This is a genomic window from Bartonella sp. MR63HLJHH (genome assembly GCF_042194155.1).
Classification (GTDB): Bacteria; Pseudomonadota; Alphaproteobacteria; order Rhizobiales; family Rhizobiaceae; genus Bartonella; species Bartonella grahamii.
Genome location: NZ_JBHIMN010000002.1, coordinates 219,857 through 244,353, shown reverse-complemented (window position 1 = coordinate 244,353; position 24,497 = coordinate 219,857). Strand labels below are relative to the sequence as shown.

The 24,497-nt window shown below is 39.8% G+C and carries 19 protein-coding genes; 14 read left to right on the top strand and 5 right to left on the bottom strand.

Annotated elements, in window-relative coordinates:
• Positions 1-195: 195 nt before the first annotated feature.
• The gene (locus tag ACFIKQ_RS02445; protein WP_375635490.1) at positions 196-489 is read right to left on the bottom strand and encodes a hypothetical protein; all 294 of its coding nucleotides are present in this window, start codon (positions 487-489) and stop codon (positions 196-198) included.
• A gap of 665 nt (positions 490-1,154) precedes the next feature.
• On the opposite strand from ACFIKQ_RS02445, the gene ACFIKQ_RS02440 reads away from it, so the two are divergent.
• Positions 1,155-1,325 (top strand): hypothetical protein, encoded by a 171-nt coding sequence (locus ACFIKQ_RS02440; protein ID WP_375655798.1) that lies wholly within the window; start codon positions 1,155-1,157, stop codon positions 1,323-1,325.
• 282 nt (positions 1,326-1,607) lie between these two features.
• Here ACFIKQ_RS02440 and ACFIKQ_RS02435 read toward each other — a convergent pair whose 3' ends face one another.
• Positions 1,608-2,297, bottom strand: coding sequence for a YggS family pyridoxal phosphate-dependent enzyme (locus ACFIKQ_RS02435; protein ID WP_375644436.1), 690 nt, complete (start codon positions 2,295-2,297; stop codon positions 1,608-1,610).
• Between the two features lie 165 nt (positions 2,298-2,462).
• On the opposite strand from ACFIKQ_RS02435, the gene leuS reads away from it, so the two are divergent.
• Together leuS and lptE are read left to right on the top strand one after the other, a co-directional pair.
• On the top strand, positions 2,463-5,123 hold the full coding sequence (gene leuS, locus ACFIKQ_RS02430; protein WP_375655797.1) for a leucine--tRNA ligase: 2,661 nt from the start codon (positions 2,463-2,465) through the stop codon (positions 5,121-5,123).
• Positions 5,110-5,706, top strand: coding sequence for an LPS assembly lipoprotein LptE (gene lptE / locus ACFIKQ_RS02425; protein ID WP_375635492.1), 597 nt, complete (start codon positions 5,110-5,112; stop codon positions 5,704-5,706). Before leuS ends, lptE begins: the two co-directional genes overlap by 14 nt.
• Here the strand turns inward: lptE and fsa are convergent.
• Positions 5,703-6,356, bottom strand: a complete 654-nt coding sequence (fsa, locus tag ACFIKQ_RS02420) for a fructose-6-phosphate aldolase (RefSeq protein ID WP_375620026.1) — start codon at positions 6,354-6,356, stop codon at positions 5,703-5,705. The two genes, lptE and fsa, sit on opposite strands and share 4 nt — an antisense overlap.
• Before the next feature lie 466 nt (positions 6,357-6,822).
• Positions 6,823-7,005 carry a hypothetical protein gene (locus tag ACFIKQ_RS02415; RefSeq protein WP_375647346.1) on the bottom strand — a complete coding sequence of 61 codons (183 nt, stop codon included), beginning with the start codon at positions 7,003-7,005 and terminating at the stop codon, positions 6,823-6,825.
• A 170-nt stretch (positions 7,006-7,175) separates the two neighbouring features.
• On the opposite strand from ACFIKQ_RS02415, the gene ACFIKQ_RS02410 reads away from it, so the two are divergent.
• The 9 genes from ACFIKQ_RS02410 (at position 7,176) to ACFIKQ_RS02370 (ending at position 19,627) form a co-directional block, all read left to right on the top strand.
• Positions 7,176-7,361, top strand: coding sequence for a hypothetical protein (locus tag ACFIKQ_RS02410; RefSeq protein ID WP_375655795.1), 186 nt, complete (start codon positions 7,176-7,178; stop codon positions 7,359-7,361).
• Between the two features lie 135 nt (positions 7,362-7,496).
• A complete protein-coding gene (locus tag ACFIKQ_RS02405) occupies positions 7,497-9,704 on the top strand; it encodes a primosomal protein N' (RefSeq protein WP_375635495.1) in 2,208 nt (735 codons plus the stop codon).
• A gap of 1,993 nt (positions 9,705-11,697) precedes the next feature.
• Positions 11,698-12,282: an ATP synthase F1 subunit delta gene (gene atpH, locus ACFIKQ_RS02400; RefSeq protein ID WP_375635496.1), complete on the top strand. Its 585-nt coding sequence runs from the start codon at positions 11,698-11,700 to the stop codon at positions 12,280-12,282.
• Positions 12,282-13,817, top strand: coding sequence for a F0F1 ATP synthase subunit alpha (gene atpA / locus ACFIKQ_RS02395; protein ID WP_026500438.1), 1,536 nt, complete (start codon positions 12,282-12,284; stop codon positions 13,815-13,817). Before atpH ends, atpA begins: the two co-directional genes overlap by 1 nt.
• A gap of 20 nt (positions 13,818-13,837) precedes the next feature.
• Positions 13,838-14,749: a F0F1 ATP synthase subunit gamma gene (locus tag ACFIKQ_RS02390; RefSeq protein WP_375635497.1), complete on the top strand. Its 912-nt coding sequence runs from the start codon at positions 13,838-13,840 to the stop codon at positions 14,747-14,749.
• 19 nt (positions 14,750-14,768) lie between these two features.
• Positions 14,769-16,415: a F0F1 ATP synthase subunit beta gene (atpD, locus tag ACFIKQ_RS02385; RefSeq protein WP_375655793.1), complete on the top strand. Its 1,647-nt coding sequence runs from the start codon at positions 14,769-14,771 to the stop codon at positions 16,413-16,415.
• Positions 16,416-16,520: 105 nt separating this feature from the next.
• A complete protein-coding gene (locus ACFIKQ_RS02380) occupies positions 16,521-16,937 on the top strand; it encodes a F0F1 ATP synthase subunit epsilon (protein ID WP_375655791.1) in 417 nt (138 codons plus the stop codon).
• A gap of 24 nt (positions 16,938-16,961) precedes the next feature.
• Positions 16,962-18,590 (top strand): MFS transporter, encoded by a 1,629-nt coding sequence (locus ACFIKQ_RS02375; protein WP_375644440.1) that lies wholly within the window; start codon positions 16,962-16,964, stop codon positions 18,588-18,590.
• 29 nt (positions 18,591-18,619) lie between these two features.
• The gene (locus ACFIKQ_RS02370) at positions 18,620-19,627 is read left to right on the top strand and encodes an HlyD family secretion protein (RefSeq protein WP_375647351.1); all 1,008 of its coding nucleotides are present in this window, start codon (positions 18,620-18,622) and stop codon (positions 19,625-19,627) included.
• A gap of 474 nt (positions 19,628-20,101) precedes the next feature.
• Here ACFIKQ_RS02370 and ACFIKQ_RS02365 read toward each other — a convergent pair whose 3' ends face one another.
• Entirely contained in the window at positions 20,102-20,386 is a 285-nt protein-coding gene (locus tag ACFIKQ_RS02365; RefSeq protein ID WP_375635500.1) for a hypothetical protein, read from the bottom strand.
• 870 nt (positions 20,387-21,256) lie between these two features.
• Here ACFIKQ_RS02365 and ispG point away from each other — a divergent pair.
• Together ispG and ACFIKQ_RS02355 are read left to right on the top strand one after the other, a co-directional pair.
• Entirely contained in the window at positions 21,257-22,498 is a 1,242-nt protein-coding gene (gene ispG / locus ACFIKQ_RS02360; RefSeq protein WP_375635501.1) for a flavodoxin-dependent (E)-4-hydroxy-3-methylbut-2-enyl-diphosphate synthase, read from the top strand.
• A 340-nt stretch (positions 22,499-22,838) separates the two neighbouring features.
• Positions 22,839-23,990 (top strand): MFS transporter, encoded by a 1,152-nt coding sequence (locus ACFIKQ_RS02355; RefSeq protein ID WP_375655789.1) that lies wholly within the window; start codon positions 22,839-22,841, stop codon positions 23,988-23,990.
• The last annotated feature ends 507 nt before the right edge of the window (positions 23,991-24,497 follow it).

Sequence of the window (24,497 nt, the reverse complement as noted above, 5' to 3'; positions counted from 1 at the left end):
AATGCAAAACAGTCTTATGATTTCATAAAGAATATTCATTATAACAAAATCCTGATTATGTGATGTGATTCACAATAGATATCTCCGAAAACTATTTTATCCACAGATGTAGATATTTAATTTTGGTATATTCTTTCGAATATATTTACAGAATTATTTATCTTCAGAGATATCTTTGTAGCTATTCTCTATAAATTAGAACCAACACTCACGACCTTTTTCTATAAAGCCCCAAGCAGCACCTCCTATGTATCCCAATGACAAAGCTCCCATTCCACCTGTAAATGCACCCACTGGTCCCCCAGTTATACCACCTTGAATTGCACCAACTACTCCTGCCGGAACTCCTACTTCGCTGCCACGTGCATTCATGTGAGACATAAAAGCACCAGGACTAAATGCATTTCCATGAGTAGGTCTTGAATTGTGCGAATGACCAAAAGAATGCTTTGTCGCCATATGACCGAATGTGTTGAATGAACCAAACATATTAATTCTTCTTAATTATCTACAGTAAAAGTAGCATCACAATGATACATTTCAAATGGCTATCACGTATTTTTAGAGAAATGTCAAAGATAAACTTTAAAAATAACAATAAAAATACTGTATAAATAATATATAAATTATGTATATATGAATTTTTTTCTTAAAAAGATAATAATATTAATTATAAGTTTTTAAAATATAAGAAATGACACCATATTTTTTCTTAATTAAAGTTTAAATTTAGAAAAATTGCGTATATTAAAAGTTGAAGTTTTTCTCTTTGTTTAAGAAATCCACAAAGGAATAATGATAAAGAAATATCGTTATTGGGATCGGTTTCATTGCCATTGTTTTGCATGCATGTATTATGCGCATATGCACGGGATTCGTTCTTTTATTTTTCAGGCGGATATTGACTGTATTTACGCTTTGTAGAGCATAGAAAGTCTCTATGCTATCGTTGTGATCTTATAGGATTGCTATTCATGTTGTTTAGCGCGGCTCTTGGTGCTCTATTGAGCATTTGAGATGTTTATTTTGCTCAAGTGACTTACATGAAAGAGTTTTGTTACTGTATTATGCAGCCATAAGCCTCTTTTTGCCTGCTTTACGCCATTGGCATGTGGGGAAATTGTTTACGCGTGTTGGAGAAGTTAAGAGAATTCGTGGTTTTTAATGGAAATCATTGCGATAATCGTATTGAATATTCTTTTGCAATTGGTGATTTTGCGACAGTTTTTTCATTCATGCGCAACGCCCCTCTTATCATTTTGCCTTTATATAAGGATTTATTTTTTACGTTGCTTTTGCTGGAGAGGCGGTCAGAGGGGAGGTGAAGTAGAGCCAATGTGCGAGAATATGAGAGCCAAATTGCAATGCTATCTTGAAGCTATTGTATGTGTTGTGGATGTGCCGGTGAGAAATTTGAGAAGACCAGCTTTTTTGCTTATTTTGCTAACAGGATGAAAGAGGGACTGGAATCTTTTTTGCTAGAATTGCTTTTTTATTAATATTGAAGGAAATATTTTTTCTCATTTCTGCTGTTTTTGGCTTGTTCGTAGAATTTTCAATGGGAGTTTATATGAAGGGGGAATGAGTTTATATGAGGGGAAATTGCTTTACACAGGGCGTTTTCCAAATAAAGCAGAGCCAATGCGAAGGACGTTAGAGCCAAACTGTAGAGCGGTTTTGAAGTCACTGGACATACCCATGGAAAGCTTTGGAAGACCTGCTTGTTTTGCTAATTTTGCTAAGAGCGCGAAATAGGGTCCGGGGTTTTCATCGACAGGGGGGATGCCCATAAGGCCGATGATATCAAGTCCATAGTTGTTTTTGCATTGGTTGACAAAAGGGATTACTTCTTGCGGTGCAACACCACTTTTTTGCGGTTCTAAGCCAATGTTAACCTGAACATAGCAAGGAAGATGCCTTTTTTGTTTTTGCATTTCTTCGGATAAAATTTTGGCTATTTTTTCACGATCAACCGTTTGAATGACATCAAAAATTTTGATAGCTTCGGCGGCTTTATTTGATTGTAAGGGACCGATGAGATGAAGTTTAATATTTTCAAATTGTTGACGTAAAGCAGGCCATTTTTGTGCTGCTTCTTGTACGCGGTTTTCTGCAAACAAAGATTGGCCTGCTTGTAAAAGGGGACGTATATCAGTGGCAGGAACAGTTTTTGAAACAGCGATAAGTTCAATTTCTTCTACAGGGCGTTGTAACTCTTGGCATGTTTCAGCAATGTCTTTTTGAAGGTTTTGCCATGCTTCAATGGAAGGGGCATCGAGGGGCGTTTGTGTATTCATATTTTTGTGTTTTACCTTTTTTGTTCAAGAGTTGGTCGTTTTTTTAAAAGTTTTATAAAATACTTAGGGAAATATTTCACGAAAATGTTGACGATGAGGTTAATCCATGGTCAAGCATAATAAAACAAGTTTTTGGTTCTGTTTTATTAAAAGAGTATAATGGGAATGACGATTGAACATTATAATATAGGCGAACGCTATAATCCACGTGCGAGAGAAAAAAAATGGCAAGAAATTTGGGATGAAAAGAAAATTTTTCAGACTGTTCAAGAAGATGCTCGTGAAAAATATTATGTTTTAGAAATGTTTCCTTATCCGTCAGGCCGCATTCACATGGGGCATGTGCGCAATTATGCCATGGGGGATGTGGTGGCACGCTATAAAAGGGCAAAGGGTTTTAATGTGCTTCATCCTATGGGCTGGGATGCTTTTGGTATGCCGGCTGAAAATGCTGCTCTGCAAAGTAAAGTGCATCCTAAAACTTGGACCTATCAGAATATTGCTGTGATGCGTGGGCAATTAAAGCAATTAGGGCTCTCACTAGATTGGACACGTGAATTTGCGACTTGTGATGTGGAATATTACCATCGTCAACAAATGTTGTTCCTTGATTTCTATCAAAAGGGTTTGGTTGCGCGTAAAGTGGCTAAGGTGAATTGGGATCCTGTTGACCACACCGTTTTGGCAAATGAGCAGGTTGTTGATGGGCGGGGATGGCGTTCTGGTGCGTTGGTGGAACAGCGTGAATTGACGCAGTGGTTTTTCAAAATTAGCGACTTTAGTGAAGAGCTCTTGGCTGGGCTTGAAGAGCTGGAGCAGTGGCCTGAAAAAGTTCGCACTATGCAAAAAAATTGGATTGGAAAATCGCAAGGTTTACTGATTCGTTGGGCTTTAAAGGCAACAAGTGGTGTTGATGATGCAAGTGGTGTTGATGATGTTTGTGAGACATTTGATGAGGTTGTTTGTTATTCAACACGTCCTGATACACTTTTTGGCGCCTCTTTTTTAGCTCTGTCTGTTGACCATCCCATTGCACAAGCTTTGGCAAAGAAAGATAAAGCGTTGAGTGCTTTTATCGAAAACTGTCGGTGTGGTGGAACGACAACCGCAGCACTTGAAACAGCTGAAAAACAAGGATTTCTCACGCCTTTTTTGGCAGTTCATCCTTTTGATTCAACAGTACATATTCCTGTTTATATCGCGAATTTTGTGCTCATGGATTATGGAACAGGGGTTGTTTTTGGTTGTCCGGCTCATGATCAGAGAGATTTCGATTTTGCGCGCAAATATGATCTTCCAATAAAACCAGTGGTTTTGCCAAAAGGAGAGCAAGCAGAAGATCTTGTCATTGCTGAAACAGCTTATACGGGTGATGGTGTGATGATCAATTCCAGCTTTTTGGATGGTTTGACACCTCAACAAGCTTTTGAAGAAGCAGCCAAAAGGCTTGAGAAACAAATGCTCAATGGGCAACCGCAAGGGAAAAAAACAGTGCAATTTCGTCTGCGTGATTGGGGGATTTCGCGGCAGCGTTATTGGGGGTGCCCCATTCCGATGATCCATTGTACATCTTGTGGAGTGATTCCTGTGCCGCGCACCGATTTACCGGTTGTGTTGCCTGATGATGTTACTTTTGATCAACCTGGAAATCCTCTTGCACGGCATGGAACCTGGCAGAATGTTACTTGTCCTTCCTGTGGTCAACCTGCCAAACGTGAAACCGATACCATGGATACATTTGTTGACTCTTCTTGGTATTATGCACGCTTTACGGCCCCTTTTGCGCAGGAACCTGTCGACAAACAAGCAATCTCTGAATGGTTGCCTGTGCAACAATATATTGGTGGAATTGAGCATGCCATTCTTCATCTTCTTTATGCACGCTTTTTTATGCGTGCCATGAAATTGATCGGTCATGTGACTGTTGATGAGCCTTTTAAGGGGCTTTTTACCCAGGGGATGGTGGTTCATGAAACCTATAGGGATGATCAAGGGTGGGTTTCTCCAGCAGAAATTTCCATTGTTGAAAAGGATGGAAAACGACAGGCTTATAAATTGACTGATCAAAGTGAAGTGATGATTGGTTCGATTGAAAAAATGTCGAAATCCAAAAAGAATGTCGTTGATCCTGATGATATTATCGCATCCTATGGCGCTGATACTGTGCGTTGGTTTGTGTTGTCAGATTCTCCCCCTGATCGGGATGTCATCTGGACAGAATCTGGTGTTGAAGGAGCTCATCGCTTTGTACAGCGTGTCTGGCGTTGTGTGGCTTTGAGCGCTTCTGTTTTAAAGGATGTGGCGCCTTGTGCAGGGCATCAGGGGGCGGCTTTGGAACTCTCAAAGGCTGCACATCGTACGCTTTGCGCTGTAGAAGATGATTTGGAAAAATTTGCTTTTAATCGGGCTATTGCACGCCTTTATGAATTCTTGAATATTATGGCACCGTTGCTCAACAAAATAGCAAGTGTTGACGATGAAATGAAAGCTTCTTTACGTCAAGCCATGGATTTTTTTCTTGCCATGATTGCACCGATGATGCCTCATTTAGCAGAAGAATGTCATGCTGCTTTAGGGGGGAAAACTTTAATGTCTGCGCTTGCTTGGCCTGTTTATGACAGTGCGTTAACCGTTGCGGAATGCTATACTTTGCCAGTACAAATTAATGGTAAAAAACGCGGTGAGGTGAGCGTTGCAGCAACAGCAAATGAAACGATGATTAAAGAAGCGGTTTTGGCTTTAGATTTTGTAAAGGCACAGCTGGTTGAAAAGCCTGTGAAAAAAATCATTATTGTTCCACAAAGGATTGTAAATGTCGTTTTTTAAAAGTTTGATTCTTGTCGTTTTAGCTGGTGTATTCACACTGTTGTGTGGATGCAAAGTTGAACCGCTTTATCGTCAAGAGTTGCAGAGTGCAATGACAATGAATTCTGCTTCCTATAGGAATCCTGTTTCTGGGCAAGCTTCTTTGGGGCTTGCGCAAAAGCTTGCCTCTATTGTTGTGGAAGAGCCTTCGGATCGTTTTGGTCAAATGGTGCGCAATCATCTGCTGTTTCTTTTGTATGGAAATGGTGGTAAACCTTCTCTACCTGCTTATCGATTGGCATTGCAGATATCCGTATCTACAAGAGAATCTATGCAGATAGAGGTTGATTTCGAGAAAAAACGAAAAGGACGACCTTCTGTTGGAACTGTTATGAGCAGAGCTTCTTACACTTTGCAGGATATGAAAAATACTCTTGTTGCAAAAGGAACAGCAATGATGAATGCATCTTTTGACCGACTTCGTCAAGAATATGCAACGATGCAAGCAGAAGAAGATGCAAAAAAACGTGTTGCTGAAGAGTTGGCTGAACAGATTTTTTTGTTACTTTCAAAAGATCTTTCCAATAAAAATTCTAGATATTAAGCAATATTTTGTCCTGTTTTTTTCCAGTCGTTGAGAAATATTTGCAACCCTTTATCAGTGAGAGGGTGTTTGACCAGTGCTTTTAAGATTGCTGGTGGAACTGTTGCAACGTCAGCACCACTGAGTGCTGCTTCTTTGACATGATTAACGGTGCGGATTGAAGCGGCTAGGATTTGTGTTTCAAAGTTATAGTTATCATAAATTGTGCGAATTTCATGAAGCAGTTCACTTCCATCATTTCCGCAATCATCAAGTCTACCAATAAAAGGCGAAACAAATGTCGCGCCTGCTTTGGCTGCAAGTAAGGCTTGATTGGCAGAAAAGCAAAGTGTGAGATTTGTTTTTAGTCCTTCTTTTGTGAGGGCTTTACAGGCTTTTAATCCATCGAGTGTTAAAGGAAGCTTGATACAAATATTGTCGGCAATCTTTGCTAAAACAGCCGCTTCTTTCATGATGTTTTCAAATTCCGTTGCTGCAACTTCAGCAGAAACAGGCCCGCTAATGAGAGCACAAATTTCTTTTGTAACATCAAGAATATTGCGTCCTGATTTTAGGATAAGAGAGGGATTGGTGGTGACACCATCAACAAGGCTTAAATTCTGTAACTCTTGGATTTCTTCGATATTGGCGCTATCCACAAAAAATTTCATATCTAACCTCTTCTTTTTAGCTTTTATCCTATTTTTTGTTATGCGCTATTGTTGACTGCAAAAGCAAGAGAAAGAATTAATCTCTGTGTAAAGAACAAGAATGCTATGATGTTAACCATGTACGCGTTTTTAGTAAAGAAATATTACTTATTGTTTCCATACCTATTTTATATCGTTGCTCGTGATAAGGCATAGAGTTCATTGCGTACCAACATTTTTGCGTATTGGAATCTTTGCGTAGCGGTATTTTTATACTTATGAAAATAAGCTAGCATTATCACACACTTTGCTCATTTCCTATTTGCGATTGCTCTTGATATTTGAGAGTGAATCATAAGATACCTCCCTTTTTCAGGGGGTAGGTTTAACCTCATTTTTAATAGAAGCGAATGGATTTATTTTATCGTAAAACACCATTGAAGAAGGCATGTAAAATTTTATACATGAAGGGTTTTTTTATGGTCAATTACATTGATTTATTCTGTGTTACCCATTCTTCAACAATACGCTTTTGTGCTACTTGTATTGTTGCTTGATTCTCAATCAAGCTGAAAGATGTACGCACGTGTTTCCACGTTTTGGCACAAAGCCAAGGTGAATATTGTAACGGTTCCATTTGCAATATTATTCTCCCTGTAATTAAAATCATGGGAGACTCTCTCATCAATAAGGATTTACAAATGTTCCTCGATGGGTTTGAAATGAGAAAAATTCATCGTATTGAGGGTTTTTATTACAATAGGTAAAATGATGATTATATTTTTATAAATCAGTTTGTTGAAGATAAATTGAGATATAAGGCGGTAAAAAAATAAACGTGTGTGTTGGGAAGAAGTTACACTATGGGATAGCTTTGTTGAAGAGCGCACTTACAATATCATGTTGAATGCTTATAGTGATGAGCTTTATTTGCACAGAAGAATGGCGCTGGTTTTTTTTGCTATAGAGTTTTTTATTATAGACGATGAGATTGGTTCTTTTATTGGCACTTTGGTGATGAAATGAGTGTTAAAAAGAATTTTTGTGAGAAAAGTGTTGTGATAGGGGGAGAGATTGAATCCCGCAATGAATTTTATAAGAGTGTTTAAAGATAAGGTGTAGACCTGTTGGTGCTCAAGAGGTCGTAGATTGGTTTAAAAGATGCATTCAAATGTGATAGAGGAAGAGATTGTATCCGTATTGGTTCCTCTTCCTGTTGCTCACGCTTATAGTTATAAAGTTCCATCTTCTATGGAGGTGAACGTTGGTTCCTTTGTTCGGGTTCCGGTGATGGGGCGTGAGCTTTGCGGTTTTGTTGTGGATGTCGGAGAGAAGACAGCAGATGGGCAAAGGTCTGGTTTGGTGGCGTGTGAAAAATTACGCTCTCTGCTTCATGTTTTTGATTGTCCCCCATTAAAGGCAGAAATGATCACATTTTTGCGTTTTGTCAGTCGCTATACAATGGCGCCTTTCGGTCTTGTGGCGCGATTGGTTTTGTCTGTACCGGCTGCTTTAGAGCCGGAAGCACAGATGTTGGGTTTGCGATATTGTGGTGGAAATGTAGAACGTCTCACACCAGCGCGATTACGGGTTTTGGAATTGGTGCGTAATGAGAAGATATGGACACGTTCTGGTCTTGCGCATGCGGCTGGAACTTCGGTTTCTGTTGTTGAAGGTTTAAAAGCGTTAGGGGTTTTTGAAGATGTTATAGTTCCTGCTCCTGATCTTGTGGCAATGCCTGATCCTGACTTTTGTCCCCCTCAGTTGCAGGGAGCGCAAAATGAAGCAGCAACAATGTTGCGAGAAGGTGTTTTATCTTCTCAGTTTCAAGTTTTTTTGCTTGATGGTGTTACGGGATCAGGAAAGACAGAGGTTTATTTTGAAGCGGTTGCTCAAGCCTTCAAAGGGGGCAAGCAGGTTTTAATTTTATTGCCGGAAATTGCTTTAACACAGCAGTTTTTAGATCGTTTTTATGCACGCTTTGGAGCTGCGGCAGCGGAATGGCATTCTGATTTGACGCCACGTCGTAGAGAACGTGTCTGGCGGCAAGTTGCAGAAGGGCGGGTGCGTGTCGTTGCGGGGGCTCGTTCAGCGCTTTTTCTTCCCTTTCATGAGCTTGGCTTGATTGTTGTCGATGAAGAACATGATAGCGCTTATAAACAAGAAGAGCGCATTTTTTACCATGCGCGTGATATGGCTGTTGCACGGGGTTCTTTTGAGCATTTTCCTGTTATTTTATCTTCAGCTACACCGTCGATTGAAAGCCAAGCCAATGTTTTAAAAGGGCGTTATCAAAAGGTGCATTTACCTTCCCGTTTTAAAGAAGTAGCACTTCCACAGTTGCGGGTGGTTGATATGCGCCAAGGAGGGGTGCAAAAGGGGCGCTTTATTTCCTTTGCTCTTGAAAGGGCTTTAAAACAAACGCTTGATAAGGGCGAACAAGCTCTTCTTTTTCTTAATCGTCGTGGTTATGCACCTTTAACTTTATGCCGAATTTGCGGACATCGTTTTCATTGTACTGATTGTTCAAGTTGGTTGGTCGAACATCGTGCGCAAGGGCAATTGAAATGTCATCATTGTGGATATCATGAACCACTTCCTCAAGCCTGTCCTGAATGCGGGACATTAGATCATCTCGTGGCTTGTGGACCGGGTGTGGAAAGAATTGCAGAAGAAACACAAATGCTTTTTCCTCAAGCGCGATCATTGATTCTTTCAACAGATCTCAAAGGAGGGATTGGGCAATTGCGAAGCGAATTACAAGCCATTGCAAATGGCGATGTGGACATTATTATTGGAACACAGTTGGTCGCTAAAGGACATCATTTTCCCAAGCTCTCTTTGGTTGGCGTTATTGATGCTGATCTTGGTCTTGCCAATGGCGATTTACGCGCAAGTGAACGTACCTACCAGCTGCTTTCTCAAGTTACCGGAAGAGCAGGGCGTGTGGGATTGGAAAGTTTAGGATTATTGCAAACTTATCAACCAGATCATCCGGTCATCAAAGCCTTACTTTCATGCCAGCCAGAAGATTTTTACACACGTGAGATTGCAGCGCGTCAGCATTATCATTTGCCTCCCTATGGGCGGCTTGCCTCTTTGATTGTATCTGCACAACAGCGCCAAGCAGCAGAACATTATGCGCGCGCATTGCGCCAAGCAGCGCCACGGGAGAAAAATATCTCGGTTATGGGACCAGCAGAAGCGCCTTTAGCTCTGGTTCGGGGGCGTTATCGCTTTCGGCTTTTGCTGCAAGGACAGCGCTCTTTTGATATACAAGGGTTTATACGTGCAATGCTTAGCGGTATACCCAAAATGCCCAGTTCCGTTCGGGTTCAAATTGATATTGATCCGCAAAGTTTTTTCTAAAACCAGTCTCGCATAAAGTGAAGGTCCCTTTAGCTTAAGGTGCTTTACTTTAATACTATCTATTCAGAATAAGCATCCAAGCAGCAGAATATGATACATGTGCATTGCATTAAGCAGAGCCACGGGAAAAAATATCTTTGTTATGGAACCAGCAGAAGCGTCTCTTTTATTTGAGGGCGCTATCATTTTGGCTTTTACTCCTTTTTTGTTTTAGGGACAGTATCCTTTTGATAGGCGGATTTTTTTATAATGGCTGATTATAGGGGCTGAAAATGCTTGTAAATACACCAAAAATATCCAAATTTATACGGGTTCAAATTGATATTGATCTATGCTTTTTCTAAAATCAGTGCAATATAGTGCCATTATAAAGTGAAGCTATGTAGGCTTAATGAAGGTCGTGTTTTTGATGTTGTTTGACCTTAAAAACTTATGAAGCAGCATTCATAAGATGTATTAGTGCTATACGAGTCGTATCTGCTTTTGTATGCTAGATTAGGGCGAGAGTATTGCATATATCTATTTTATTTATCTTTGACGAGAACATAGACTCATTTGGGAGCGTAAAGGTTAAAATGAGCATTTATCGTTGTCGTCCTTATTTATGGCTCTAGAATTTTCAAAAGCGCCCATAATTATAATTTTATAAATAATAACATATTGATTTATAGTGATAATATGCCGTTATTCGCTTTAGAATTTCAACTATTATAGGATTCTCTTATTTCAAATCTGTTTATATTGATCAATCAAAACCATTCGTTTGCATGTTACAGATGGGGGAGCTTGTGTCGGGTGAAACTATATAAGAAAGGACTGAAATACCTCATCATTTCAAGTGTTAAGGGCTGTCGTAAAATTGGGAGATGGCAAAGTATGTGATGGTGCCGGCTTGTTCTTTCATAAGTGTAAAGATGAGGCTGCTCAATGGAGTTATCATTATAGCATTTATGGACGCTGTCGTGAAATGGAGATTATCCATTGCTTCACGCTTTTGTTACTTTCGTTCTCTAATGGGGGCACATTCTTCATGTAAAGCTTCATGTAAAGCAGAACGCCCAAAACGGAATATTACAGAACATCTATTGTATTACTGTATTCATATGCTTGTTTAAGCAAATGTTTCTCAGCATGCTCGGATTCATTTTACGATGTTTTTCGAGTGTAGAATGTAAAAGCTTTCATGAATGAAAAAAACGCATTAAGGCTCCCTATCTTTATTTCATAAAGGTATAAAATGGCGCCATTTATTATTTAGCTTTTAGGATTACGAAAGCTCTTGGTACTTGAGAGCGTTTATACGAGGTGTTTTTTCTTTAATCATTTCCTCTTTTGTTTGTGATGGAGCAAGGGAGTGATTTTGATAGAAAGATTTGAAATAAGAGAATCTTTCGATGTTTGGGGCTCATCTGGTATGAAAAATGATACATTATCATTATAAATCAATGCATTGTATGCTTAAAGAGTGTGTTTACAAGAAAATATACTTGGTGAATTTTTTTAAAAGGTGTGGGTATTTGAAGAAAAAAGATCAATTTTTTCTTTAGTTTTTAGGAGGATATTCATTATTTTTTCTTTCTTATCAGTTTAAAAGAATAGACTTTTTTAGTCGCAGTCGCATCTTGTTGAAGGTCTTGAGGTGATAAAGGGAGTGATTTTTAGAGAAGAAGTGTTTTGTTATAGTGGCAAGAGCATTTGAAGCAAAATCAAAGAGAGTGAAAAAATCGCTCAGAGAATGTCAAAAAGAGGCATAAAAAAACTGTGATGCCATCCTGTATATCTAAAAAAAATTCTTTTCAAAAATATTTTGAATATTTTATTAAAATTTTTAAAAAGCAGCGATTTGTGGTGTTGCGAGTCGGCTATGTCTATGCTAGAAACCAAGAGGTTTTTGTTCTAGGTTTTAAGAAGAAGATTCTTAAGATTGAGAATGTCTGTTTCATTTCATCTGATAACTATCAGAGAGTCGCTCAAGGGAAAGAGGCGGTATTTCGTGTCGGATTCATTTTCTCTCATACCGCTGCCGTTGGTAGATCAACGCTATGCGCAAGCGCTTTTTGATTGCGTTCAAGAAGCTGGAAACGTTGAAAAGGTTGAAAAGGCAGTGGAAGATCTTTTGCTTGTTTTGGAGCAAAATAAAGATTTAAAACGCTTTGTGCTTAGTCCATTCTTTTCAGTTAAAGAGCAAATTAAGGTGATGCAATCTGTTTGTGCAAACATCCAATTTGCTGATAAAAACGCAGGTCAGATTATTGGTAATTTTTTACGCGTTATTGCAACAAACCGTAGGCTTAGTGCCGTATTTGGTATTTTACATGCTTTTCAGCGTTGTGTTGCGCGCGCTCGTAGGCAGGTGACTGCGCAAATTATTTCTGCGCGCCCCTTAAGTTCTCAACAAAGACAAGAGTTGTGTGAGGCTTTGGAAGGTGTCGTTGGAGGAAAAGTTTTGCTACACAGCATTGTGGATCCAACAATTCTTGGTGGATTAATCGTTCGTGTGGGGTCGTCTCAAATTGATACGTCTCTTCTCACAAAATTGTCTTCGCTTAAGCTTTCATTGAAAAAAGAGGTCAGCTGATGGATATTAGACCATCTGAAATTTCAAAAATTCTAAAAGAGCAAATCAAAAACTTTGACCAAAAGGCTGAGGTTTCAGAAATTGGTTGGGTTCTCTCTGTAGGGGATGGTATCGCTCGCGTTTATGGTTTGGATAATGTCCAAGCAGGGGAAATGGTTGCTTTTCCAAACGGTGTGCGTGGTATGGCCCTCAATTTGGAAGTTGATAATGTTGGTGTGGTCATTTTTGGCTCAGATCGCGATATTCGTGAAGGTGATTGTGTAAAGCGGTTAGGCGCTATCGTCGATGTTCCTGTGGGGCCCGCTTTGCTGGGGCGTGTGGTTGATGCGTTGGGAAACCCTATAGATGGTAAGGGGCCCATTAAAGCAACGGAGCGTCGTCGTGTCGATGTTAAGGCTCCTGGAATTATTCCGCGTCAGTCAGTACATGAACCGATGTCGACCGGATTGAAAGCGATTGACGCACTTATTCCTATTGGACGGGGGCAGCGTGAATTGGTGATTGGTGATCGCCAAACAGGAAAAACAGCAATTTTGCTCGATACATTTTTAAACCAAAAACCTTTTCATGAAAAAGGGGCTGGACGAGAGCAAGACAAAGTTTATTGTATTTATGTGGCTATCGGTCAAAAACGTTCGACGGTGGCACAATTCGTTAAAGTTTTAGAAGAACGTGGAGCGTTGGAATATTCTATTATTGTTGCAGCGACCGCTTCTGATCCAGCACCACTGCAATTTATTGCACCTCTTGCTGGATGTGCTATGGGTGAGTATTTCCGTGATAATGGGCAACATGCTTTGATCGGTTATGATGACTTGTCAAAACAGGCGGTGGCGTATCGTCAGATGTCTCTTTTGTTGCGTCGTCCTCCAGGTCGTGAAGCTTATCCGGGAGACGTTTTCTATCTTCATTCGCGTCTTTTAGAGCGGGCTGCGAAGTTGAATGCGGAAAATGGATCTGGGTCACTGACAGCTTTGCCGGTTATTGAAACGCAAGCAAATGATGTTTCTGCCTATATTCCTACAAATGTGATTTCGATTACTGATGGGCAAATTTTTCTAGAGACTAATTTATTTTATCAAGGAATTCGTCCTGCTGTAAATGTTGGTCTTTCTGTGTCTCGTGTTGGTTCTGCCGCACAAATTAAGGCGATGAAGCAAGTTGCTGGCTCGATTAAAGGTGAATTGGCGCAATATCGTGAAATGGCAGCTTTTGCGCAGTTTGGCTCTGATTTGGATGCGTCAACCCAGCGTCTGTTGAATCGGGGTGCGCGCTTGACAGAGTTGTTGAAGCAGCCACAATTTTCTCCACTCAAAACAGAAGAACAAGTGGTGGTTATTTTCGCGGGTGTGAATGGCTATCTTGATGCTTTGGCGGTTTCTGATGTTGCGCGGTTTGAGCAGGGACTTTTGGTGCTTTTGCGTAGTGATTATCAAGATCTCTTAAAGGCAATTGCTGAGCAAAAGCAAATAACAGACGAGCTGAAAGACAAGTTGATAACTGTTCTTAATACTTATGCAAAAAATTTCTCGTGATGAATTGATGGAATGCTTGAATGGCCTCACTAAAAGATCTTAGAGACCGTATCGCTTCGGTTAAAGCAACACAAAAGATCACCAAAGCTATGCAGATGGTTGCAGCGGCAAGGTTGCATCGTGCTCAAGAGGCAGCGCAGTCTGCGCGTCCTTATGCGAAGAAGATGGCTGATATTTTGACCAGTGTTGCTGCTGATGTAGATGGTGTTGATGCGCCTGCTCTTATGCGTGGTACGGGGCGAGATGATGTGCATCTCTTGGTGGTATGTACTGCTGAGCGCGGTTTGTGTGGTGCTTTTAATGTGCAAATCGCTCGTCGTGCACGTGAACAGATTAAGGCATTGTTGGCATCTGGTAAAATAGTGAAAATTATCACTGTGGGCAAAAAAGGTGCGGATATTTTATCGCGTGATTACAAAGGTTTGATAATTGATCATATCGATTTGCATGCTGTAAAGCGCATTGGTTTTGCAGAGGCGGTGATGATTAGTCAACGGATTGTTGATTTATTCAATGAAGGCGCTTTCGATGTTTGTACGCTGTTTTATTCTGAATTTATTTCTGTGATTAATCAGCGTCCAACAGCTTTTGGCTTGATTCCGATGATTGCTCCAAAAGCAGCTATTGAGGCAATAGATGTTGAGGAGCAAACCGATCATAGCAAAGGTTCACAATCAATTGTTTATGAGTATGAACCTGATGCGGCTTCTCTTTTAGAGGCGCTTGTGCCACGCAATCTTTCGGTGCAAATCTTTCGGGCTTTGCTAGAAAATGTTGCTGGTGAGATGGGTGCCAAGATGACAGCTATGGACAATGCATCGCGCAATGCGGGTGAAATGATTAATAAATTGACGGTAGCTTATAATCGTCAACGTCAGGCACAGATTACGACAGAACTGATCGAAATTATTGCGGGCGCTGAAGCGCTTTAAATGGAAAAGGTAAGGATTGATGGTAAAAGCAGTAACCTCAAGCAAAGGAATAGAAAAAGGTGAAAAAAAGAAATCAGCTGCTCGTTCCGGCGTGAAAAAAGCCGCTTCGAAGTCTCAAGTGGATGTAAAGGCTTCAGCGGATGTAAAGGCTTCCTCTGCGCCTGCGCGTAGTGCAGCTAAAGAGACACCTGTAAAAAAAGATGCATCCGCAAAAAAAGAAGAGCGTGCAAAAGGCGCTGTTGGTGAGATCAAGCAGGTTATTGGTGCTGTCGTTGATGTGCAATTTGAAGGTGAATTGCCAAATATTCTTAATGCATTAGAAACAGACAATTTAGGCAATCGCTTGGTATTAGAAGTTGCGCAGCATTTGGGTGAAAATACTGTGCGTACGATTGCTATGGATACAACCGATGGGTTGGCGCGTGGCCAAAAGGTTGTGGATACAGGCATGCAAATTAGCGTTCCTGTAGGAGAAGCAACATTGGGACGTATTATGAATGTGATTGGAGAGCCGGTGGATAATGTGGGACCAATTCCTGCAACCAAAACGCGTTCGATTCACCAAGAGGCACCTGCATATGTTGAGCAATCAACCATTTCAGAAATTCTCGTCACCGGTATTAAAGTTGTGGATTTGTTAGCTCCTTATTCTAAAGGAGGTAAAATTGGCTTGTTTGGTGGTGCTGGTGTTGGAAAAACCGTTCTCATTATGGAGCTTATAAACAATATTGCAAAGGCACATGGTGGCTATTCTGTATTTGCTGGTGTGGGAGAACGTACACGTGAAGGAAATGATCTTTATTATGAAATGATCGAAAGCCGCGTGAATGTGAATCCAAAAGAGAATAATGGTTCAACGGAAGGGTCAAAGTGTGCCCTTGTTTACGGGCAAATGAATGAACCACCAGGAGCGCGTGCGCGTGTCGCTCTTTCAGGATTGACAATTGCAGAAAGTTTCCGTGATGAAGGACAAGACGTTCTTTTCTTCGTGGATAATATTTTCCGTTTCACGCAAGCTGGTGCTGAAGTGTCAGCGCTTTTAGGACGTATCCCTTCTGCTGTGGGCTATCAACCAACTTTGGCAACAGATATGGGGGCTTTGCAAGAGCGTATTACCAGTACGAAAACAGGCTCTATTACCTCTGTGCAGGCTATTTATGTTCCGGCTGATGACTTGACTGATCCGGCACCTGCGGCATCTTTTACCCATTTGGATGCAACAACTGTTCTTTCGCGCTCTATTGCGGAAAAGGGAATTTATCCGGCGGTTGATCCGCTTGACTCTTTCTCGCGTATGTTAGATCCATTGATTGTAGGGGAAGAGCATTACACTGTTGCTTGTCAAGTGCAAACCATTTTACAACGTTATAGAGCGCTTCAGGATATTATTGCTATTCTTGGAATGGATGAACTTTCTGAAGATGACAAATTGCTGGTGGGACGGGCGCGTAAAATTGAACGTTTTCTTTCGCAACCTTTCCATGTTGCGGAGGCCTTTACTGGTTCGCCAGGGAAACTCGTTCCTTTAGAAGAGACAATCAAAGGCTTTAAAGGTCTTTGTGCTGGCGATTATGATGATTTGCCAGAAGCTGCTTTTTATATGGTTGGTTCGATTGATGAAGCACTTGAAAAAGGAAAGCGTCTCATGGCAGAGGCTTCTAAGTAAGAAGCTTCTTGTTCAAGAGAAAACTGTCATGAATATTTTTCGTTAAAAAGGACAAGTCGTTGAAGAAAACAGAGAGTCCTTATATCGGGTATTGTGGAGACTTTTGTGGAAAACAATAGAGAAGAGCATTTTTTATTTGAGCTTGTATCGCCTGAAAAAATTGTGTTTTCAGAGCAGGTAGTGTCTGTTGTTCTTCCTTCAGCCTCAGGTTCTTTGACAGTTATGGCGCATCATGCGCCATTAGTGGCAAGCATTGTGTTGGGTAGTGTGCGTGTTCGCACCTCTTTGGGTGAAAAATTATTTGCTGTATGCGGGGGCGTTGCAAATATTACCTTTTTGGGCTGCTCTTTATTGGTAGAGCACGTTGTGGCTGTAGAGCATCTTTCTTTTGATGTATTGGAACAGCGGATTTTGCAGGTCCAAGCGACATTAGAAGGGGGGACAAGAGATGAGGATAATCATAAAATAGAGGCTTTTTTCCAGCAATTGTCAGCTGATGGTGCTGTGTTGATAGAAGCGTAGCAGCGTATACAGGAAAAAGGTGACATGAGCGGAAAAAAGAGTACGGTTGTGTTTGCTAAAAGGGGTGGAAAACCTTTTCCTCGTCCTGGTCGTATTTTTGCAGGACCTTTGCCAAAATGTTTTGTTTATATTTTTGCTTCTCTTATTTTGCAATGGGCTTATGGTTTAGGGGCTAATATTGTTCAGTCTAACATTGTCCATCTTACGGGTGATTTTCACGCAACTTTAACCGAGACAACATGGTTGGTAGCGGCTTATATGGCGCCAAATGTGAGTGTAGCGATTATGTTGATCAAAATCCGCTATCAATTTGGGTTGCGTGCTTTTGCTGAATTATCAATCCTTGGCTTCGTTTTGGTTTGCGTGTTGCAACTCTTTGTTACGGATTTGCGTTCTGCATTGATTATTCGCTTTTTTGCTGGGATTGCTGCTGCTCCTTTGGCTTCGCTTGCGCTGCTTTATATGATGGAGGCTTTTGCTCCAGCAAAGAAGTTTACTGTTGGTCTTAGTTTGAATTATATGAATGCGGCTTTAGCGGCACCTTTATCACGTTTAATTTCTCCTGATTTGCTGGAAAATGGTGGCTTTTCCAGTCTTTCCGCTCTGGAAATGGGGATGGTTCTCATCAGCTTGGTCTGTATCTATACTTTGCCTCTTACTCCTGTTGTCCGCAGTAAGGTTATTCAAAAATTAGATTGGATAAGCTATGGTTTGATTGCTCTTGGTCTTGGATTAAATGCTGTGATCATGTCTGTTGGCATATTGTATTGGTGGTATGAAGCACCATGGATTGGTTGGGGGCTCGCACTTGCTATTTTCTCGTTGGCTATTGCTATTATTATTGAGCTTAATAGAGAAAAACCGTTGATTGATTTACGTTGGATTTTCAGTAAAGAAATGGTCCAATCTGTTTTTATTTTATTTATTTTTCATGTTTTTTTATTGGAGCGGTCAAATTTGCCTGTAGGGTTTTTTAATCTTTTTGGTTTGCTCAATCGTGAGATGGCGCCCATGTATCTTGCGGTGACATTAGGGATTCTGTTAGGGGGGGCTGTTTGTGTCTTTTTTTTACGGGCAGGGCGTGAGGATTATTTTTATTTGTTGTCTTTGGGTTGTTTGGCGTTGGGAGCTTATTTAGATAGTCATGTAAACCATTTAACGCGCCCACAAGATATGATGTTGAGCCAAGGGTTGGTGAGTTTTAGTTATGCACTTTTTTTGCCTCCTGCTCTTTTCAAAGGGTTTGTGATCGCTGGTGAGCGAGGACCGCGTTACGTTTTAAGTTTTATTGCTGTTTTTTTGCTAACGCAAGTGACAGGGGGATTGATGGGGTCGGCTTTTTTTGGCAGCCTTCAGTTTTATTTTGCCCATAAGAACTTTGAGTCCTTAACACAAAATATTATTATTACTGATCCGCTTATTTCTGGTGAGATGAATACTTTATTTTCGCCTTCTTATGGTGTTTCTGTTCCCAATGGCTTGAGAAGTGAGCAGGGTACTTCTATGTTGATAGAGAAATTTAAGTTAACAGCAAATATTTTTGCTTATGATGACGTTTTTCGGCTTTATTTTTATATTTCAATGGTTGTATTCGTTATTTTTCTTGCCACAATGATTGTTAAGTCATGCTCTTTGCGTGCATTAGAAAAGTAGAGTAATGTCATAGAAGAGGGGTGCAAAAAATGATAAAAACATTACGGTCAAAAGCTACGATTGTTGCATTCCTATCGGGTATTACGGGGGTTTTGCTGATTTTGTGGGCTTGGAGACTTCCTCCTTTTGTGAGTAACATTCAAATAACGGATAATGCTTCCATTAAGGGAAATGTTACTCTGGTTAGTTCACAGATCTCTGGGGTGATCGCACGGATTTATGTGCAAGATTATCAACGCGTTGAAAAGGGAATGCTGCTCTTTGAGCTCGATGATTCTCTTTTTCGGCAGCAGCTTGCACGGGCACAGGCTGTTCTCGATTCAAAAAATGCAAAACTGGCAAGTATTGAATTGCAAGCACAGCTTTTGCAGGGCGAAATTAATACAGCAGAGGTGGAATTGGCGCGGTCACGAGCATTTTCCAATGTTGTTCCAGATAGTAAAAAGTTAGGCTTTGGTGATGCGGCAAGTTCTGTTTCTCGCCCTCTTTCACAACTCTTGACAGCTCTCGAAACAAAACGCCAATTGCAAAAACAATTGGATCTTGAACGGCAAAGTTTACAGTCAGAAGTTGCGGGAGCGAAGGTGAGTGTTGAGTTGGCAAAACTTAATCTCGATCACACAAAGATTTTATCTCCTCGAACAGGCTATATTGGATTGGTTGGAGCGCGGGTAGGGCAATATGTTATGCCGGGGACACAATTGGTCTCTGTTATTTCTGATGATATTTGGATTATTGCTAATTATAAGGAAACGCAACTTTCTCAGATGCGTGTGGGACAACCGGTTGTTTTTTCTGTTGATGCATTGAACAACAAAAAGTTAACAGGGCGTGTGGTTCGTTTTGCACCTGCTACAGGTTCAGAATTTTCATTGTTAAAAACGGATACGACAATTGGTAATTTTATCAAAATTGCGCAACGTATTTCAGTACGGATTGCTTTAGATCCTGGGCAGGAAGGGATTGAAAAACTCATTCCTGGGATGTCTGTGGTTACGTATGTGGATACTTCGCAGCGGGTCGATTCTGGAGGATAAATTTTGGGTTTTTTCAGTTTAATTCTTGTGTCATTTACTTATAGCAAATGGGTATTCACATTGGAAGATTTCGTTTGGTTTTTTATAATACATCTTTTAAAGCTCTTAGGCTTCTTATACTTCTATATCATGATGTCAATTAATGTTCCTTAGAATATTAAAGCGCATGCATGTTTACTCACTTCCATTTCTTTTGAACTAACTCAGTAGCGGGATGGATGCAATGTTGAAAAATTTTCTTATAATTTCTCACAACACTGTCCTTTGAAGTGTGGTGTCACCGCGTGTTTTGAGGACAGGGGTAGGGGACTGCCAGATAGAAAATTGGATAATAGACTGGCGGGATGGATGAAAACTTATCTTTTGGAGGAAAGTGTAAAGTTAGGGGGAAAGACGTAAATTTTATATTTTGTAAACTATAAAAAATGCCCGCTTTGAGTCGGGCATTAAAAGGGAAGGTTGTTGGTTGTGTTGTTAATTTTTACGGATCAGCAAGAAGCTTACTAAAACGACTCCTGCTGCTAGTGCGAGGGTTTTTTTAGGATTTTCTTTCGCTTTTTTCTTTAATTCTGTAGCATGTTCGTTGAGGTGATAAAGCGCGTGACGGCCTTTTTGTTTCCATGTGTTAAACAGCTCAGAAATGTTTTCAAAGCTATCATTTTGAGAACTCCAATGATTTACGGGGACCAGCTCTCTTTTTAATTGTGCTATACGTTTTTTAATTTTAGCATTTTTGGCGTTGGGTGAAAATAGACACATTTATTGACTCCTTCATGTGTTAAATTGTTGCGTGACAGTTGGAATTGTGTTTGGGGTTTTGCTATAACGGCTTGAAAATTGAAAGGTTGCATTGATAATGCCGCGCGTGGGTGAGATGAGAATTAAGAGTTTGGGTTTAATGAGGAATTTCTTAATGTGCTCGAGTTCATTTCATGATGGTGTTTGTTAAGGATGTGAGGTAAAAAATTTTACAAAATGGTGTAGAATTCATTCTATCATCTTTATTTCATAAAGATGTAAGTCGGTGTCTTCATTTTTTTGTTTGTTTAAAGTGTTGGGATAGCTTTTAGCACTTGAAATAGTTTATAAAGAATTTTTATCTACATGTTCTCTTGCGGCTTTAGGAGAAGTGGTATTGATTGATTCAATTAAGAAGATTTAAAATGAGAAAATCTTACGATATTTGGGTTTTCTATTCAAATTTGTAAAAAATAGATTATTATAAATCAATGTGTTGGATTAATTTGGCGGTGTCTTTCATGCAATTTTTAAAAATTGCGCTTTGATAGGCGTTATCTGTTGTGTTGTAAAACACGTTTTGCGATGATGTGGATGTACGGTATAGGCATGCAACTTAAAAATACAGTATTGTCTCTGTTTGGTTTCGGTTTCTTTTTGAATCACCCAAGTGTAGAAGTATAAACTTGAACAGAAGTAGTAAAACTTATCCGGTGCGTCTATAGGATGAATCGCACCTATGAGTTGAATTGCATCAGTGGTTAGTAGGTGGAACCTTTTGAGAGTAATCTGTTAAGATTGGGGGGCGGTGTAATTTTCGTCCTTTGAAGCGCGGAGGAAGTCAATGTAAATGATGATTGATAGCGCAGGTTTTAAAAATTTGAGGACTTGATGAGTACGACCTATTTTTTATCTAAACCACTTGAGCGTCGTCGGTCTATTGGTGTTGCTGTTGGTGATGTGATTGTTGGGGGGCAGAGCCCGATAGTTGTACAGTCAATGACCAATACGGATACGGCTGATGTTGATGCAACTGTTGCTCAAGTGGCTGCTCTTTGGCAAGCTGGTTCACAATTGGTTCGGATTACTGTTGATCGTGATGAAGCGGCGGCAGCTGTACCAAAAATACGGGAGCGATTGGAGAGGTTAGGATTTTTTGTACCATTGGTTGGGGATTTTCATTATATTGGACACAAGCTTTTATCTGAGCATCCTGCGTGTGCTGAGGCGCTTGCAAAATATCGCATCAATCCTGGAAATGTTGGTTTTGGCGCAAAAAAAGATCGTCAATTTGCAGAAATTATTGAGATTGCTTGTCGGTATCATAAACCTATTCGCATTGGCGTGAATTGGGGCTCTCTTGATAATGCGTTGTTAACACGGCTTATGAATGAAAATGCACAGCAAGAAAATCCTTTATCGGTTGCTGAAGTGATGCGGGAAACTGTTGTGCAGTCTGCTCTGCAATCGGCTCTTTGGGCTGAAGAGATGGGATTGGGACGTGATAAAATTATTCTTTCTGCTAAAGTGAGTGATGTTCAAGATCTTATTGCTGTCTATACCACCTTGGCGGCACGTTGTGATTATGCTCTTCATTTGGGATTAACGGAAGCTGGGATGGGAACAAAGGGCGTTGTTGCTTCTTCGGTGGCTTTGGGTATTTTATTACAGCAAGGTATTGGCGATACGATACGAATTTCCTTAACACCAAAACCTGGTGGTGATCGGACACGAGAAGTAAAGGTGGGGCAAGAACTTTTGCAAGTGATGGGTTTTCGGCAATTTTTGCCCGTGGTTGCGGCTTGTCCTGGTTGTGGGCGCACAACCTCAACGGTCTTTCAACAATTGGCGCAAAAAATTGAAGCAGATTTATACAAAAATATGCCTATTTGGCGTGAAAAATACCCTGGCGTTGAAAGTTTGAAGGTTGCCGTGATGGGATGTATCGTCAATGGACCGGGGGAGTCAAAACATGCGGATATTGGAATCTCTTTGCCTGGAGTGGGGGAAAGTCCTGCGGCACCTGTTTTTATTGAGGGACAAAAGGTAAAAACTTTGCGGGGTGATCACATTGCTGAAGAATTTGAAGCGCTTTTGAGTGATTATATTCATACACGCTTTGGACAGGGTTGAAATAAATTCTTGGAGTGCATTTTTTCTTCATTAAAGGCTGTATTTTTGCTTGTAAATCAATATTCAGTCCTCATTGTGGTTGCATGTTGAGAAATAAGATGATCGTTTATAAATTGATGCGCTTCTTCATTGGTTTCAAGCATTTTTCCTTGATAATACTGTTTTCAAACAGATCCAATAGCAAACTAAATGTGACATTATTTCCAGCAATTTTCAGGATATCAAATTGATAGGATTGGAGATCCTATAGCGGCTATTGCCATATTTGTCATAAAATTTAAGCTTTTATCTTTATATAAAAGGATGTATTGACACCTTTCGTGGCGTTATTGGGGAATAGATGACAAATATATTAGCATTTGGATTTTTGTTTAACGGTATAAGAATTTTAACAGGTGCCTTTATTGTATTTTATATGCTTGAAAAAGGGCTAACTCTTATTGATATCGGGATCATTAAGTCGTTTCAGGCTTTTATTATGATGGTTACAGACATTCCTCTGGGATATTTTGCCGATAGAAAAAGTTATAAAATATCGATCGTTTTGGCAGCGGCTTTTGCTGCTACATGGCTATGTCTCATGGGATTTTCTACAAGCTTTTATGGTTTTCTTTTGGCAGAATCTTTTAATGCCTTATCGCTGACATTGATTGCTGGGGCTTATAATGCTTTACTTGTTCAATATGCAAAAGCAAAATTGACATCGACTAAAAAAGTGCTTGGTTCCAGCTCTCAATATAATTACATCGGCATGTTTATATTCAGTTTAATTGGCGCATATTTTGCTGATTATTCTAGCCAATATATATGGTATATTGCGGCGTTTTTAATGTTGATGACAACACTATTTGGTTTGTTTTTTCTTGATGACCTGAAAGGAGAGAAAAAAACAAATAAAGCGAATTCTCTCATTTATGATGCTAAAGAGATGTTGTCTATTTTTATTAAAGTTCCTTATATCTCTTTATGCTTTTATTTTTCACTGATCTTTTTCAATATATTCTCGCAGTATTGGCAGTGGATATTTAAAGATCATAATATTAATGTTACTTATTTTGATCTTGGTGTGACATTTTCACTGATATTGCTCTCTCAGCTCTTGGCTAGTTTTCTCTTTACAAAACTAAGTGAAAGAGTGAATTTTATTTTATTGCTGTTTCTTTTGGGTTCACTGATTTTTACAGTGGTTTTCTTTGAGCCGAAAAAAGAAATTGCTGTTATTTTAGTCTGTATGATTTTTTACTTAATTAAGTATACATATCTGCGTGTAGAAGTTGTTTTGCACGATAGTATTAGTGATCATTTCAGGGCTACATATGAATCTTTCTTGTCAACTGTTGGGAGATTTAGCTTATTGGTATTTTTTTACATGAGTGCGTATATGGTTGATATATTTGGCTTTTTCTCTCTCGTTTATGTTTTTGGTATCTATTTATTGGTTTATCTGTTGGCAATGTTTTTTTTAGAAGGAGCCCTAAAGAAATCTCAGTGAAAATAGTAACGTATTTCACGTGTGTTTCATGGGGTTTATAGTGGATCAAGGCTTTTATTTATTAAGGCGCATCATTGTTTTTGCATGTTGAATGGGAAAGCAGAATGTTATCCGTTATTCTTATTTCAAATCTATGTATGTTGAAGCAATCAAAGTCATCTGCTTGTACGTTATAAATGGGCGTGGCATCACAATCATTAAAAAAATAAAAATGCTTCTCATGAATATTGCACCAAGAGTTGCTGACAAGATTGGACGCTGATAAAGAAAATGATTGTGCTGGATTATATGCTTATTAAGGAATGGTGATGGAGCAGTTTTCCCATTTTCATTGGTTACTTGCTGGTAACACTTTATCTCATTAGAGCTCATTAAGCAGTCGGACAATTTTAGCCTGTTCAAAAAGGCTTTCCTCATGACCGATTTTATTGTTGATATATCTAACGCGTTTTATTTCTGTTTCCTTTAAAATATGAATGATCTTGTTGAGATAACGGCATCTTTCAT